We start from the raw sequence: 14,670 nt of genomic DNA on the forward strand, positions 1-14,670 counted from the left end.
TCTCCGCCACGATCAGGGTGTGGTGGGAAACGAGGGGTGGTTTGAATCAGGCGTCCGGTGTTGCCGGATGGCTTCAAGCTGTGTTCGGATTTGCGGCTGCCTGCGATCCCTTGTGGGAGCGGGCTTGCTCGCGAAGGCGTCCTTTCTGTCAATGGATTTGCAAGCTGTGCCGGCCTCTTCGCGAGCAAGCCCGCTCCCACCTTGGCACTGTGTTTCAGCGCAACAGATACGGGATTTCGACCTTCACCGCCCCAGTCGGGCAGTCCTTTTCACAGGGCATGCAGTACCAGCATTCGTCGAACGCCATGTAGGCTTTTTGGGTGGCCGGGTTGATCGCCAGCAGGTCCATCGGGCAGACGTCGACGCATACGGTGCAGCCTTTGTGGGCGATGCAAAGATCCTCGTCGACCGTGACTGGCGCGTTGGAGCGGAAGAAGATTTCCTGGGGTTGATAGGCCATTTGGGGGTTCTCTATTAGTGAGGCTCAGGCGGTAAAGGCAGCGACCCGCAGCCGGTCGTAGGCCTGCATTTCTTCGGCATCGAGCGGGATGATGTAAGGCTCGACGGCTTTCTTGAAACTGGTCATCTGGCCGTCGTCCCCCTTCTTCAGGTGGCAATGGCAGAACCAGTCGCTGTCGTTGCGTTGCGGGTGATCGACCCGATAGTGGTAAAGCCCCCAACGGCTTTCGGCGCGGAACAATGAGGCGCGGGCGGCCATTTCGGCACAGTCGCGGATCATGCTGACTTCCATGGCGCGCATCAGTTCGTGGGCGTTGTGGGCCTTGATCTGATCGAGGTCGCGCTGGATATCGCTGAAGCGTTGCAGGCCGATCTGCATCTTCTTCGTTACTTTCGGCGGTTGCAGGTAGTCGTTCACAAAACGCCGCAGCTTGTACTCGACTTGCGCGGGTGGCAGGCCGTGTTCGCGGTCCAGCGGTGCGTAAACCCGGGCTTTTTCGCTTTCGATTTGATCCACATCCAGCGTTGTAAACTCGCGCCCGGCGACAAAGTCCGCTGCGTTGTTGCCGGCAAACCAGCCATAGGTAAACGCGCCGAGCATGTAGTTGTGCGGCACCGCCGCCATGTCACCGGCCGAATACAAGCCCTTGACCGAAGTTTCCGCTCGCTCGTTTACCCACACACCCGACGCCGAATGCCCGCTGCAAAAACCGATTTCGGAGATGTGCATCTCGACCATCTGCGTGCGGTAGTCAGTCCCGCGATTGGCGTGAAACTGGCCGCGACTCGGGCGTTCGTTGCTGTGCAGGATCTCTTCGATGTTCTGGATGGTTTCCTCGGCCAGGTGATCGAGTTTGAGGAACACCGGGCCGTTGCCGCTTTCGAGTTCCTGGTGGAACTCCCACATCATCTGGCCGCTCCAGTAGTCACACTCGATGAAGCGTTCGCCCTTGTTGTTGGCGGTGTAACCACCCAAGGGGCCGGTGACGTAGGCGCAGGCCGGGCCGTTGTAGTCCTTGATCAGCGGGTTGATCTGGAAGCATTCCAGGTTCGCCAGTTCGGCACCAGCGTGATACGCCATGGCATAACCGTCGCCAGCATTGGTCGGGTTTTCGTAGGTGCCCATCAGGTAGCCCGAGGATGGCAACCCCAAACGCCCGGCGGCCCCGCAGCACAGAATCACCGCTTTGGCCTTGATCACATGGAAGTCGGCGGTGCGGCAATCGAAGCCCATCACACCGTTGACCGCGCCCTCTTCATCGGTCAGCAATCGGGTGCAGACCAGGCGATTGGTGATACTGACTCGCGCCCGCTTCAACTGGCGATACAGGACTTTTTTGATGTCGTGGCCCTCCGGCATCGGCAGTACATAAGCGCCCATGTGATGGACCTTTTTCACCGCGTAGTCGCCGGTCTCGTCCTTCTCGAATTTCACACCCCAGCGGTCCAGTTGCTCGATGGTTTCAAAGCTGTGCGTCGCGTAGGCGTACACCGCCGCCTGATTGACGATGCCGTCATTGGCGATGGTGATTTCCCTGGTGTACTGCTCCGGCGTCGAGTGGCCGGGAATGATCGCGTTGTTCAGCCCGTCCATGCCCATACTGATCGCGCCGCTGCGCTTGACGTTGGCCTTGTCGATCAACAACACACGCAGATCGCGGTTGCGCTCCTTGGCCTTGATCGCCGCCATGGGACCGGCGGTGCCACCACCGATCACGACGATGTCGTATTCCTGCTCCAAAATGCTTCTGGTTATTGAGCTGTGCGTCATGCCTGCCCCCCTTTTTGCCGGTCGATCCGCAAGCGGTACTGAAAGGCATCACCCCGGTAGTAAAGGTGTTCGAAGTCCACGGGTTGGCCGCTGGCATCGTGGGTCAGCCGCTCAATGCGCATGATCGGCGAGCCCGGTTCGACGTTCAGCGCGTGGGTCAGGTCGCTGTCGGCCAGCACCGCGTCGATGGCCAGATCGGCATGGCCGAGGGCCAGACCGCAGTCATTTTCGAGGATCAGGAAAATGTCGCGGGTGACCAGATCAGCCTTCTCCAGCCGTTCGCCGAGGGCTTTGGGCAGGTAGGTGATTTCCAGCGAGATCGGCTCGCGGTTGATCAGCCGCACCCGTTTGATCTGTGCCACGGTTTCACCTTCAGCGACCTGCAAGCGCTCGGCGACGAGTTTGTCGGCGGCGACGAATTTGAAGCTGCGCAGGCGGTTGATCACCTCGTAGCCACGACCGGTCATGGACTCGGCCAGGCCTTGCAGGGTGCTGACGTTCTGGAAGGTTTTCGGTTTGGCGACGAAGGTGCCTTTGCCGTGAATCTTGAAGATCAGCCCTTCTTTTTGCAGATCGCCCAGAGCCTGGCGCACGGTGATCCGGCTGACTTTGAACAACGCGCCGAGTTCGCTTTCGGAAGGCATCTGGCTGTCTTGCGGGTATTCCCCGTCGAGGATGCGGGCGCGCAGTACGTCGCGCAGTTGGGTGTGCAGAGGGATACTGCTGTTGGAAAGAGGGCTGAGGGATAGAACGTTATCAGTCATGGCGATCACTTGTTATAACGAGTTATGACGTGATCTTAGAGAGAGTGTGCGCAGGTTGAGAAATACTGTTTGAGCATAAGGTTAGATTCGCAACGCTATTCCCTGTGGGAGCGAGCCAGCTCCCACAAGTTCAGCCTCGCTTGAGGATCTGGTCCATCACCCAGTCGGTTTTCAACGCTTGCGCCGCCACCGCCGGATGCTGCGTTTGCCCACGAATATGCGCGTTCATGCCCAGCACGTGATGCCACTGGATGTGTTCGTGATGATCGATGTGCAGGCTGATATGTTCTTTCGTGTGAAGCTGCACCGGGTGCTCATCGAACACCGAAAAACTGATCCGGCCCTGGCTGCCGATCACCTCGACCCGGTCCTCGCGACGATCCGCCACGAAGTTCCAGCAGCCCATACCCGTTGCGCCCGAAGCAAACCGCCAACTGGCGCTGACAGCATCTTCGGCGGTATACAGCCCGGCCTGTCGCGCGGTGAAACCGGCGACGTCGGTGATGTCGCCGAGCAGGTACTGGAACAGGTCAAACCCGTGGCTGGCGAGGTCAGCGAAGTAACCGCCACCGGCAATGCCCGGGTCCGTGCGCCAGTTGTATGCACCGCTCAGATCGACTGGCGACGGGGCTTTGGTCAGCGTCCAGGTCAGGTGCCGGACCTCGCCGATCCGCCCCGCTTCCAGCCACTGACGCACTTGCTGGAAGCGCGGCAGCGAGCGCCGGTAGTAGGAAACGAACAGGTGCAATCCGGCGCCGGCAAAGACCTTTTGCATCTCGCGGCTTTGCCCGGCATTCAGCGACATCGGTTTTTCCACACAGCAATGTTTGCCGGCGGCGGCCACCAACAGGCTGTACGCGTGATGACTGTCGGGCGGCGTGGCGATGTACACCGCGTCCACCTCGGGATCATTGATCAGCGCTTGCGCGTCGGTGTACACCCGGGCGATGCCATGGCGTGTGGCGTAATTCGTCACCGCGTCCATACGCCGCCCCATCACCGCCACCAACGCCGAGCCGGGGGCCTTGTAAAAGGCAGGCCCGCTCTTGCGCTCGGCGACACTGCCACAACCGATCATGCCCCAACGCACCACGTCCATGTTCACCTCCTGTTCGTTAGCCAATGCGCAAGGCGCGCAGGTCCAGCTGACCGTCCTTGAGCGGTGGGCACCAGTAGTAGCCACCGGTGATCGGTCGGCTGATGCGGTACAAGCCGTCTGTGATGCCGTCTTCCAGACCGCTCATGCGCCGCAGTTGCGCTTCAAAGGCGTCGAGGGAAAAGCCGAACGCAAGGAACATCAGGCCCGCGCGATCACCTTCGATCCATGGCATCGAACGACGGACGATGAATGCCTCTGGCGCGAAGCTTTCCTGGGCGGTGCGTTTGACGTGAGCCGAGACCGGCGCATCGTCGAGTTCTTCGTTGTCGCTCAAACGACGGCCCATGATGTTGTCCTTCTCATGGGACGGCATCGCGTGGAAGCCTTTGAGGTCATGTTGCCACTGCTGGATCGCGGCAAAGCTGCCACCGACCAGACCGTCCGTACCTTCGCTCAACAGTGCAGCGGCGACAGCGTCTTCGTCGTGCGGGTTTTCGGTGCCGTCTTCGTAACCGGTCAGGTCGTGGCCGGTCATGTGGCGGAAGGTTTCGTTCATCTGCACCAGGCGCAGGGCCGGTGCCAGAGCGGCTTCGAAGGCCTGGCTGCGATTGAGCAATTCACCCCGGTCGACGCCGTGCAACCAGCACCACAGTGCGTGTTGCGTCGACGGGTTATCAACACCAACGCCGGTCAACGCCGGAAAGGTTCGCAGGCCATCGATCTGCGCGTGCAACGCCTTGACTAGCGACGCCCCGAAACCGACGACAGCCGACTTCCCGTCCACCAGTTGCATCAAGTTGTTGAGCGCAACCGGCAATGCTTCGGCGGATTCGAGGGCGAAGAACATATGGCGGGCTTGAGGCGGAACGGGGGTGGCGAGAATGCCCGGCTGGTAATAACTCATATGAACTCCTTGAAAAAGAGGCGGAGTTTAACCCACAACGGCTATTCGGTCAGGCTGGGGCTTTCGTTGCGGAACGCGCTCGGGCTCATGCCGGTCCAGCGCTTGAAGGCGCGGCGGAAACTGCGCACGTCGCTGTAGCCAACGTCTTCGGTGATGCGTTCGATGGACATGTCCGGGTTGGCCAGCAGGCTCATCGTGCGGGCCTGGCGTACTTGTTCCAGCAGCGTTTCGAATGTCAGCGCGTGCTCGGTGAGGCGGCGACGCAAGGTGCGGCTGCTCATGTTGAGGTCGCCGGCGATTTTCTCGATGTGGCTGCCTTCGGTCAGGTCCCGGGCACTCGCCCTCTCCACCGCCTGGATCAAGCCCATTTTCTGATGCACCTGCGTGGCTTCCAGCTCCAGCAGTTTCACGGCCTGACGCAGGGCCAGGGAATGGTGATTGAGCAGGTGAACGTCCAGCCAATGCGCCGCGATCACCATGCGGTTTTGCAGGCAGCCAAAACGCACGTCCGGCCCCAGCAGGCGCGAATACTCGGTTAGTACAGGGTTTAACGGCTGTCCGCAGAAGTCCCCCTAAATGGCCGCCAATACCCTGACTTGTACGGCGCAGACAGCTTATTTCTATGTTGCGGCCCTCGTACGGACGCAGGAAAGCCCGCTAACAATAATAACGAGTACACCCATGATCCCGACCTGCACGAGATTTCCCCTACGGGTCATCAGCCTGGCCGGCGTCTGCGCCATTCAACCGGCGCTGGCCACCGAGGCTGGCGTGGACAACATCGGCCCCGGCACCGACGGTTTTTTCATGTTGCCGCTGTCACCCGACAGTCTTCCGGCCAACATGCTGGCGTTCAACCTCTACTACAACCACTACACATCGACGAAGCTGAACATCAGCTCGCTCGGCGGCAAGGTGCCGGATGTCGACATCGAATCCACGGCGGTGATTCCGCGTCTGGATTACCTCAGCCCGTTGCGGGTATTTGGTGGCCGGGTGGCGGGCTACATCGCGCAGCCCTGGCTCAAGCAGGAAGTCGCGGTGTTCGGCTTGCACGACACTCGCGAAGGCATGGGCGACACCACTGTCGCGCCCATCATTCTCTGGGACATGGGCCCAAACCTGACCCTGGGCGCCGCGCTGGAAATCACCGTGCCGACCGGCGAATACAGCGTCGATCGCCTGGCCAACACCAGCAACAACTTCTACACCTACAAACCGCTGTTCTCCTTCACTTGGCTGCCGTCGGAAAACACCGAGATGTCGATGAAGACGACCTACAGCTTCAACGGAAAAAACAAAGACACCGATTACGAGTCAGGGCAGATTTTCCACTTCGACTATTCGGCCAGTTACAAAATCACCGAAAACTTGATGCTTGGGTTGAACGGCTATTACCTCAAGCAAACCACCGACGACAAACAGTTCGACCACACCGTGCAGTTCAATGGTCAGGACGTTAACGATGGGGTGCGCGGGCAGGTATCAACAATCCGCCCATCCCGCACCGCCAACAAATCCCCAAATTGCAACAACACCGACTCCGTCTGGGTCGGCCTTAAAAACACCTGATCCTCAACCACAAGCCCCACCGCCGCCGAACCATTGACTATTTCCTGATTCGAGCTGCGCCCGTACACCCCGTTACTCTGCAACCCCGGCGGCGATTCGAATTCCGCCATCCAGTTACCGCCATAGATGAAAAATGTCTCGCGCTGATTGGTGTCCCACCAGGAAAACAGCCGGGACTTGTCATCCAGCGCCTGGATGTTCACCGCCCCGGTGCTTTTCAACACCGGCGTGGTGATGTATGCGGCAGGCACATGTTCCACCAACGACGGCAAATCGTAATGCGTTGGTTTGAGCATCGCCGGGCCCACTGATACTTCGCTGCTGAGCTGTTCATGCTCATGCATGCGATAACTCGGGCTGCCGGCTGTGTTGAGGGTCAGCCCTTCATGCCCAAACCGGGGTAGTGCTGACGGGTGAAGTCGACGCTGCGGTTGTAAATCACCATCACATTTGTGAACAACTCCTCGGGCGAACCGAGAATCCCCGGCACACCCATACCGACAAAAGGGTCGTACCCCATGAACCCGGCGAACTCCAGGTGCTGCGGGTGCAGGCTGATCAGCGTCAGCATCCGCCCGAGCACAGCCAGATCACTGACACCGCCACGATGCAGGCCCACGTCCAATTCAATGTTCTCCCGTAACCGCGTACCCAATCCCTGCGCGAGCGCCAGGTATTGTTGAAGTCGCTCAGGCGTATCGAGCAACCACTGCAATTGCTTCGACGGGTCGAAAGGCCCCTTGTGCGTCTGATAAAACAGTTCCGCCGAACGCACTGGCAGTGGTTTGCCCAACAAAATGTCGGACTCGGGAAACTGTACCGCGTCATGATTGAGAAACGGCTGATGAAACGACATCAACCGCTGCGTGTCGGCGCGCTTGGCGATGTACGCCAGCAACCCCGGCGCCGGCAACGACTTCTCCACCAGCCGCAGATGCTTGCTGCCGCGTTTGACCGACTGCATCACCACATCGATGTTGTCATCCAGCCGATCAAGATCGATCAGCATCACCTGACGCATCGGCCCGTGCTCCTTGAGTTCACGGTTCAGCGCACGAAAATAATCGCTGTACGGCGCGCCTCGATCACTTGGCCGCAACCACGCCCCGACACCCACCAACAATGCGCCGACGCCTGCGGTTCCGATCAGAAAGTGGCGGCGATTGACGGCCATTAGCTCCCCCCAGAACGGACGACAGGTGTGGCCAGGTCGGTGGTTTCGTTGAGGGCAATCGACAAGGCGTCGTCGGAATGGGAAACCACTTGCATTTCCCAGTGCTGGTTTTCCCGGGTGTTCTTGTCGAGGTCTTCCAGTAATTCTTCGGTCTTGGCGACCCACTGCCGTTCTCTCAAGCGATACGCCGGGCGGTTTTGCAGACGAATTTTCGTGGCTACACCGAGTGCACCGAGCGACACCCGCGCCGCGCTGAACACCTCAGGATGTCGCGTGCTGTCGCAGTCCAGCACCTCGCCAGTGGCGGTGACCAATTGCAGGCCGCAGACGGGGGCGGAATAGGACTGAAAATTTTTACCGGTGCCGTGGGTCGAGGTGGAAATCGCGCCTGCGAGGGTCTGGTAATCGATGTGGGCCATGTTTTGCAGGGCCTGGCCGATGTCTTTGAGCGGTGTGCCCATGCGCGACATCGGCGTGCCGGCGGCGAACTCCGCTTGCAGTGTTTTCGTGTCGTGATCGAGCAACCCGGTGAAATAACTCAGCGACAGCAGTGTGCCATCGGTGGGCACCAGCGCGCTGAAGGAATGCGCCGAGCCCACCGGGCGAATTTTGCCGGGGGCTTGACTCACCACCTGGGTCAACTCATCCAGATTTTTGGGTGCCAGCCGCGCCGCCGGCAGGCAACTCTGGCCACCCGACCAGTTACGCCGGAATCAGCCGTGGCACGCGTAACAGTTCGGCCAGCGCAGGCGTTGAGCCGAGCGCGGTAAAGGCACCAATGACACTCGCCCGTTGCAACAACTGACGCCGTGTTAAGTCCATCATCATGAATCGCACCCTGCCGTTCTTATTGTTGGATTTGCTGGCTGGACATGAAAGCAATCAGCGCCAGGAACTGTTCTTGCGAACACTGCATGCACGTCCCCATCGGGGGCATGCCGTTGTAGCCGTTGATCGCGTGATCGAGCAGCGTGTCGGCGCCCTGCATGACCCGAGGTTCCCAGGCTTTCTTGTCGCCGGTCAGCGGCGCCCCGGCCGCCGGGTTGGCGTGGCAGAGCTTGCAACTGTTGTCATAGACCTGCGCCAGCTCGGTGTCGGCGGGCCGGGCGGTGGCCGCTTCGCTGTACGTGGCCGGGCTTTTCGGCTCTTCTTTGCCACACCCCGCGAGCAACACCGCGAAGACGCACCCCATCAGGGCAAAACAAAGGCTAGGCTTTTCTGTGAATCGGCGTGCCCGCATGACGTTTCTCTCATTGGGTGCCCGGTCAGCCGGATGCACTGTTTTTGTTGTGATCAAGGAGAGTTCAACACTAAGGCACCCGACGTGGGCAGGTTGAGGGCATTGGCGGCCAACAAAGGAGGCTTCTGAGGCCATGACCCACGTGCCGGGAAACTCACGCGCCATCACGCTGTGCCGCAAGTCACCAAGATGAGTCATGACAAGCGAGGCCGAGGTCTGCTAAAACGTTTCACCAAGGCATCACCTAATCCAGAGGGGGTAGCTACATGACCACAACCAATATTCTCGACAACCTGTTCCCGAGCCACGCTGACATCCCGGAAAAGTACCGCCTCGACGGCCAGACCGAGCAGCGTGAGTACCTGGTCGATGGCGAACTGAAAACCTGGTCCGGGCCTCTCGCCCAGGTCCGAAGCCCGGTTTATCTGACCGGCGCTAATGGCGACGAGCAAGTGATCCTCGGCAGCACCCCCTTACTGGATGCCGACACCGCACTGACCGCCCTGGACGCCGCTGTCCGAGCGTATGACCGTGGCCAGGGCTTGTGGCCTACCATGCGGGTCGCCGAACGCATCCAGCATGTTGAAGCCTTTTTGGGTCGCATGCGCGAGCAGCGTGAGGCGGTGGTCAAGCTGTTGATGTGGGAGATCGGCAAGAACCTCAAGGACTCGGAAAAAGAGTTCGACCGTACCTGCGATTACATCGTCGACACCATCAATGCGTTGAAGGAACTCGACCGCCGTTCCAGCCGCTTCGAGCTGGAACAGGACACCCTCGGCCAGATTCGCCGCGTCCCGCTCGGCGTATCCCTGTGCATGGGCCCTTACAACTACCCACTGAACGAAACCTTCACCACGCTGATTCCGGCGCTGATCATGGGCAACACCGTGGTGTTCAAACCGGCCAAACTCGGCGTGCTATTGATTCGTCCGCTGCTGGAAGCGTTCCGCGACAGCTTCCCGGCCGGGGTGATCAACGTGATCTACGGCAGCGGCCGCGAGACCGTCAGCGCACTGATGGCCAGTGGCAAGATCGACATCTTCGCGTTTATCGGCACCAACAAAGCCGCCAGCGACCTGAAAAAACTTCACCCCAAACCTCACCGTTTGCGTGCGGCGTTGGGCCTTGATGCGAAAAACCCCGGCATCGTCTTGCCTGAGGTCGATCTGGACAACGCGGTGAGCGAAGCGGTGACCGGCTCGTTGTCGTTCAACGGCCAGCGCTGCACCGCACTGAAAATTCTCTTTGTCCACGAAGACGTGGTCGAGGCGTTTATCGAGAAATTCAACGCCAGACTCGCCAGCCTCAAACCCGGCATGCCGTGGGAAAGCGGCGTGGCACTGACGCCGCTGCCGGAGTCGGGCAAGGTCGATTACCTGCATTCGCTGGTGGCGGACGCCGAAAGCAAAGGCGCCAAGGTGGTCAATCCCAACGGCGGTCAGGCCCGCGCCTCGTTCTTCTACCCGGCGGTGCTGTACCCCGTGACCCCGCAAATGCGCATCTATCAGGAAGAACAGTTCGGTCCGGTCATCCCGATTGTGCCGTACCGCCATCTGGACACGGTGATCGATTACGTCCTGGAATCGGACTTCGGCCAGCAGCTGAGTATTTTCGGCACCAACCCGGTCGCGGTCGGCCGGCTGGTGGACACGTTCGCTAACCAGGTCGGGCGCATCAACCTCAACGCCCAATGCCAGCGTGGCCCGGACACCTTCCCGTTCAACGGCCGCAAGAACTCGGCCGAGGGCACGTTGTCGGTGCATGATGCGTTGCGGGTGTTTTCTATCCGGACGTTGGTTGCCACCAAGTTCCAGGAAACCAACAAAGACCTCATCAGCGAGATCATCAGCGGACGCAGCTCAAGCTTCCTGACCACTGATTATATTTTCTGAGGACACAGCGACTGAGCACCTTCAGCCAACGATTGCCACCGCTGCTGCGCCGATTGCTGCGTCCGTTGCTGGACCCGTATCGGCGCTATCGCAACGCCAAACTGATCCACGCGGTGCGAGTCTCGCTCGGATTGCTGGCGACAATCCTGCTGACCACCGGCATCCATTTGCCCCATGGCGAATGGGCGTCGGTGACGATGCTGGTGGTGATCGGTGGCTTACAGCATCACGGCAATATCGGCAAAAAAGCCGCCGAGCGGGCCATTGGCACTTTGATCGGGGCGGGAGTCGGTCTGGTGCTGGTCGTGCAACAGGCCTGGCTCGGGATGCCTTGGCTGACTTATTTCGCCATGTCGGTGGTGTGCGGGTTTTTCTCCTATCACGCCATTGGCAAGGGCGGTTACACAGCGTTGCTGGCCGCCATCACCGTGTTTATCGTTGCGGGACATGGCGACAACGCGGTCACTGCTGGCCTGTGGCGCGCGGTGGACATTCTGATCGGCATCGCGCTGGCGCTGGCGTTTTCCTTCGCGCTACCACTGTATGCGGTGTTTTCCTGGCGCTACAACCTGGCCGATGCGCTGCGCGATTGCGCGACGATCTACGGACGTATCATCAATGGCGAGCCCGTCAGCGATGATGAACACCTCAAACTCATGGGACGCCTGAACACCGTGATGGTGCAATTGCGCTCGCTGATGCCGTCAGTGTCCAAGGAAGTGAAAATCTCCATGACCGAACTGGATGCCATTCAGCGCAACTTGAGGATGTGCGTCAGCACCCTGGAAATCCTCGGCAACACCCGCCCGGATGCCTGCGACCCGCATGGCATGGCGCAGCTGCAATCAGCGATGACCGCGGAACATCGGCAAATCCGCATGCAACTCAGAGGGATGGCGAGGGCCTTGAAAACCGGCGCGTCCCAACGGCTGAGCCGTCCCGTCGACCTACCACCTGCCTCAAGCCTTGAAGCGCCGGTCTACAGCCTGTTGGACGGCTATTGGTTATTGACCCGTCAGTTCGCCTCTAACATCGGTGAAATGCGCCAGCGACTGGCCAAGACCGCGCCGCGCTGGAACATCTGACGCTTACTGTGCCGCTAACTTTCGCGATTTGAAGCCCCAGCCCTGTTGCATCCCCGCGGCAGCCAGCAGTATCGCCGCCACGCCGAGCCATTGCAGGGGCGCGAGGCGATGGCCGAAGGCAAACCAGTCGACAAAAATCGCCGCTATCGGATAGATGAACGACAACGCTCCGGTCAATGCGGTCGGCAGCTTTTGAATCGCGCCGTACAACAGCACATACATCACACCGGTGTGAACGATGCCCAGCGTCACCAGACTGGCCCAGGCACTCGGCGCTTGCGGCAGAGCGGAAAAGTGCGCGAACGGCGCAAGCATCAGCACCCCGGTGCAGACCTGGATCAACGCGATCAGATGCGGCGGCGTACCGGTCAGGCGCTTGATGATCAGCGCGGCAATCGCATAAAGGAAGGCCGCGCCCAGCGCCAGGCCAATCCCCATCAGGTAATCATTGCCGCTCTCGCCCTGCCCGCCATGCGCACTGACAATCGCCAGCATCCCGAGAAACGAAATGCCCAGCCAGAACAGCTTCTGCAAGGTGATCTTTTCGTTGAGGAACAATGCAGCCAGGCCCACCAACATGAACGGCTGAACGTTGTACACCGCCGTACCAATGGCAATTGAGGCGCGCGAATACGACGCAAACAACAGCACCCAGTTGCCGACAATTGCCACGCCACTGAGCACTGCCAGCAGGAACGTGGTACGGGTCAGAATGTCAGGACGCAAAAAGCCGAAGGCCTTGCAAATAAGCAGCAAGGTGCCCGCCCCGAACAGGCAGCGCCAAAACACCACGTCCAGTACCGGTTGCCCGGACACCAGCACGAACCAGCCGATGGTCCCGGAGATCAGCATGGCGGTGGTCATCTCAAATGAACCGCGACGTATTGATTTGTCCATCTTCAGACTCCTGTGTTTGAGCGCAAAGTATGCCAATCCACCGGGGCGCTTCTCCAGCGCAAAAAGCAGGCTAAACTCGATTTCTGCCTTTTTTATCAAGGTGGTTTCAATCAATTGCCTTACAGGGGTTTCGCCATGACCGACGACATCGACCAAGTGCTGATCAGCGCATTGATGGAAGACTCGAGGCGCTCGCTCAAGGCGCTGGCACACCTCAGCGGCTTGTCCTCGCCCAGTGTCGCCGAACGGCTGCGCCGCCTCGAAGAGCGGGGTGTGCTCAAAGGCTACACCGTGGAAATCGATCCAAAATGCTTTGGCTATCAACTCCAGGCCATCGTGCGGATTCGCCCGCTGCCGGGTCAATTACAGGAAGTGGAGCGACAGATTCAGGCGATCCCCGAATTCACCGAGTGCGACAAAGTCACGGGCGACGACTGCTTCATCGCGCGCCTGCACGTGCGCTCCATGGAACAACTGGACACCCTCCTCGACCGCCTCAATACCCACGCCGAAACCAACACGGCGATCGTCAAGAAGACCCCGGTCAAACGCCGGTTGCCACCGATGGCATGAGTGATGTTTGTTTGCCAATGGCGTAGATTGAGGGTTTCCGGCGAAGGATTGGCGGTATATGAAAACTCAGGCGATGCTACTCGCGGCGCTACTGCTGGCGGGCTGTGGCACGATTCAAACGGTGGTGCGCGGTGACGAAGTGGCTGCGACCAGTCTCAAGGAACAGAAGAGCTATTGTGGTGCAGTACCGCGAATCTATAGCGGTGTGAGTTATGATTTTTGCAGTTTGAATGCACCTCTGAAAAAAGGGCTGGATGCACAAGACCACACCGATGCTCCAGCCGTCGTGCTGATTGACGTACTCCTGTCCGGCGCGCTCGACACCTTGTTGCTGCCCTACACCATCTACCGCCAGCAGGCCGATGGCAGCATTGTCATTGACTGAATGACCTGAATGTCAGGCAATAAAAAACCCGCCTGAGCGGGTTTTTTACTTAAAGCCTTCGATTAATCATCGCGGCTCATGATGCCGAACAGCTGCAACAAGCTGATGAACAGGTTGTAGATCGATACATACAGGCTGATGGTCGCCATGATGTAGTTGCGCTCGCCGCCCTGAATGATGGCGCTGGTCTGGTACAGAATGCAGACCGAGGAGAACAGCACGAAACCTGCGCTGATCGCCAGTTGCAGGCCGCTGATCTGGAAGAAGAAGCTCGCCAGCGTCGCACCCAGCAGCACGAAGAAGCCTGCCGTGATGAAACCGCCCAGGAAACTCATGTCCTTGCGGGTAATCAGCACATAAGCCGACAGACCACCAAACACCAGCGCCGTCATCGCGAACGCCGAACTGACCACTTCAGCGCCGCCCTGCATTCCCAGGTAACGGTTGAGGATCGGGCCGAGCAGGAAACCCATGAAACCGGTCAGGGCAAAAGCAGAAACCAGGCCCCAGGCAGAATCACGGAGTTTGTTGGTGAGGAAGAAAAGGCCGTAGAAGCCGATCAGCACTACGAACACGTTCGGGTAACCGACGCGCATCTGCTGAGCGACAAACGCCATCACGCCGCTGAATGCGAGGGTGAGAGCGAGTAAGCCGTAAGTGTTGCGCAGGACGCGGCTAACCTCTAGCTGCTCAGCCTGCACGCTGTTATTAACTGCGTAATCCTGTTCGCGCATGGCGACACTCCTGTTGGTTTGAAACGTTCAGTCGCAAAGATCATAACAGACGCTCTGTAACAAGCTATGCAGAGAGTTTGACAGTGTGTTTCATTCAGGTATTATGGCGCCCGCAACACAA

Annotated in this window: 13 protein-coding genes and 3 pseudogenes; 5 read left to right on the top strand and 11 right to left on the bottom strand. The window is 59.4% G+C overall.

Going from position 1 to position 14,670, the window contains the following annotated elements:
- Positions 1 to 214: 214 nt before the first annotated feature.
- The 6 genes and pseudogenes from ACA048_RS16405 to ACA048_RS16430 all read right to left on the bottom strand — a co-directional run.
- Complete coding sequence (locus ACA048_RS16405) at positions 215 to 460, bottom strand: 4Fe-4S dicluster domain-containing protein (protein WP_007946457.1); 246 nt, start codon at positions 458 to 460, stop codon at positions 215 to 217.
- Between the two features lie 24 nt (positions 461 to 484).
- Positions 485 to 2,230: a fumarate reductase/succinate dehydrogenase flavoprotein subunit gene (locus tag ACA048_RS16410; RefSeq protein ID WP_497625365.1), complete on the bottom strand. Its 1,746-nt coding sequence runs from the start codon at positions 2,228 to 2,230 to the stop codon at positions 485 to 487.
- Entirely contained in the window at positions 2,227 to 2,994 is a 768-nt protein-coding gene (locus tag ACA048_RS16415) for a GntR family transcriptional regulator (RefSeq protein ID WP_497625366.1), read from the bottom strand. The genes ACA048_RS16410 and ACA048_RS16415 overlap by 4 nt, the downstream gene beginning before the upstream one ends.
- A 130-nt stretch (positions 2,995 to 3,124) precedes the next feature.
- Positions 3,125 to 4,093: a Gfo/Idh/MocA family protein gene (locus ACA048_RS16420; protein ID WP_497625368.1), complete on the bottom strand. Its 969-nt coding sequence runs from the start codon at positions 4,091 to 4,093 to the stop codon at positions 3,125 to 3,127.
- A 16-nt stretch (positions 4,094 to 4,109) separates the two neighbouring features.
- Entirely contained in the window at positions 4,110 to 4,997 is an 888-nt protein-coding gene (locus tag ACA048_RS16425; RefSeq protein WP_497625370.1) for a Dyp-type peroxidase, read from the bottom strand.
- Positions 4,998 to 5,038: 41 nt separating this feature from the next.
- A pseudogene (locus tag ACA048_RS16430) lies at positions 5,039 to 5,536 on the bottom strand (helix-turn-helix transcriptional regulator); the annotation flags it as partial.
- Positions 5,537 to 5,678: 142 nt separating this feature from the next.
- Between ACA048_RS16430 and ACA048_RS16435 the strand changes: the two are divergent.
- Positions 5,679 to 6,569, top strand: coding sequence for a SphA family protein (locus ACA048_RS16435; protein ID WP_497625371.1), 891 nt, complete (start codon positions 5,679 to 5,681; stop codon positions 6,567 to 6,569).
- Here ACA048_RS16435 and ACA048_RS16440 read toward each other — a convergent pair.
- The 3 genes and pseudogenes from ACA048_RS16440 to ACA048_RS16450 form a co-directional block, all read right to left on the bottom strand.
- Positions 6,473 to 7,668 (bottom strand): annotated as a pseudogene (locus ACA048_RS16440) (DSD1 family PLP-dependent enzyme); the annotation flags it as partial. The gene ACA048_RS16435 and the pseudogene ACA048_RS16440 sit on opposite strands and share 97 nt — an antisense overlap.
- A gap of 98 nt (positions 7,669 to 7,766) precedes the next feature.
- Positions 7,767 to 8,571, bottom strand: a pseudogene (locus ACA048_RS16445) (FAD-binding protein); the annotation flags it as partial.
- A gap of 19 nt (positions 8,572 to 8,590) precedes the next feature.
- Positions 8,591 to 8,983 (bottom strand): c-type cytochrome, encoded by a 393-nt coding sequence (locus ACA048_RS16450; RefSeq protein WP_497625372.1) that lies wholly within the window; start codon positions 8,981 to 8,983, stop codon positions 8,591 to 8,593.
- A 266-nt stretch (positions 8,984 to 9,249) separates the two neighbouring features.
- Here ACA048_RS16450 and ACA048_RS16455 point away from each other — a divergent pair, with 266 nt between their 5' ends.
- Positions 9,250 to 10,875: an NADP-dependent glyceraldehyde-3-phosphate dehydrogenase gene (locus ACA048_RS16455; RefSeq protein WP_497625373.1), complete on the top strand. Its 1,626-nt coding sequence runs from the start codon at positions 9,250 to 9,252 to the stop codon at positions 10,873 to 10,875.
- 41 nt (positions 10,876 to 10,916) lie between these two features.
- The gene (locus tag ACA048_RS16460; protein ID WP_497629881.1) at positions 10,917 to 11,960 is read left to right on the top strand and encodes an FUSC family protein; all 1,044 of its coding nucleotides are present in this window, start codon (positions 10,917 to 10,919) and stop codon (positions 11,958 to 11,960) included.
- A gap of 3 nt (positions 11,961 to 11,963) precedes the next feature.
- Here ACA048_RS16460 and ACA048_RS16465 read toward each other — a convergent pair whose 3' ends face one another.
- Positions 11,964 to 12,857: a DMT family transporter gene (locus ACA048_RS16465; protein ID WP_497625374.1), complete on the bottom strand. Its 894-nt coding sequence runs from the start codon at positions 12,855 to 12,857 to the stop codon at positions 11,964 to 11,966.
- A gap of 135 nt (positions 12,858 to 12,992) precedes the next feature.
- Between ACA048_RS16465 and ACA048_RS16470 the strand changes: the two genes are divergently transcribed.
- The gene (locus ACA048_RS16470; protein ID WP_059182827.1) at positions 12,993 to 13,430 is read left to right on the top strand and encodes an Lrp/AsnC family transcriptional regulator; all 438 of its coding nucleotides are present in this window, start codon (positions 12,993 to 12,995) and stop codon (positions 13,428 to 13,430) included.
- A 58-nt stretch (positions 13,431 to 13,488) separates the two neighbouring features.
- A complete protein-coding gene (locus ACA048_RS16475; RefSeq protein WP_497625375.1) occupies positions 13,489 to 13,815 on the top strand; it encodes a YceK/YidQ family lipoprotein in 327 nt (108 codons plus the stop codon).
- A gap of 62 nt (positions 13,816 to 13,877) precedes the next feature.
- Here the strand turns inward: ACA048_RS16475 and ACA048_RS16480 are convergent, their stop codons facing one another.
- A complete protein-coding gene (locus ACA048_RS16480) occupies positions 13,878 to 14,549 on the bottom strand; it encodes a Bax inhibitor-1/YccA family protein (protein WP_489332654.1) in 672 nt (223 codons plus the stop codon).
- Between the last annotated feature and the right edge of the window lie 121 nt (positions 14,550 to 14,670).

Source organism: Pseudomonas sp. LBUM1659, from assembly GCF_059716045.1.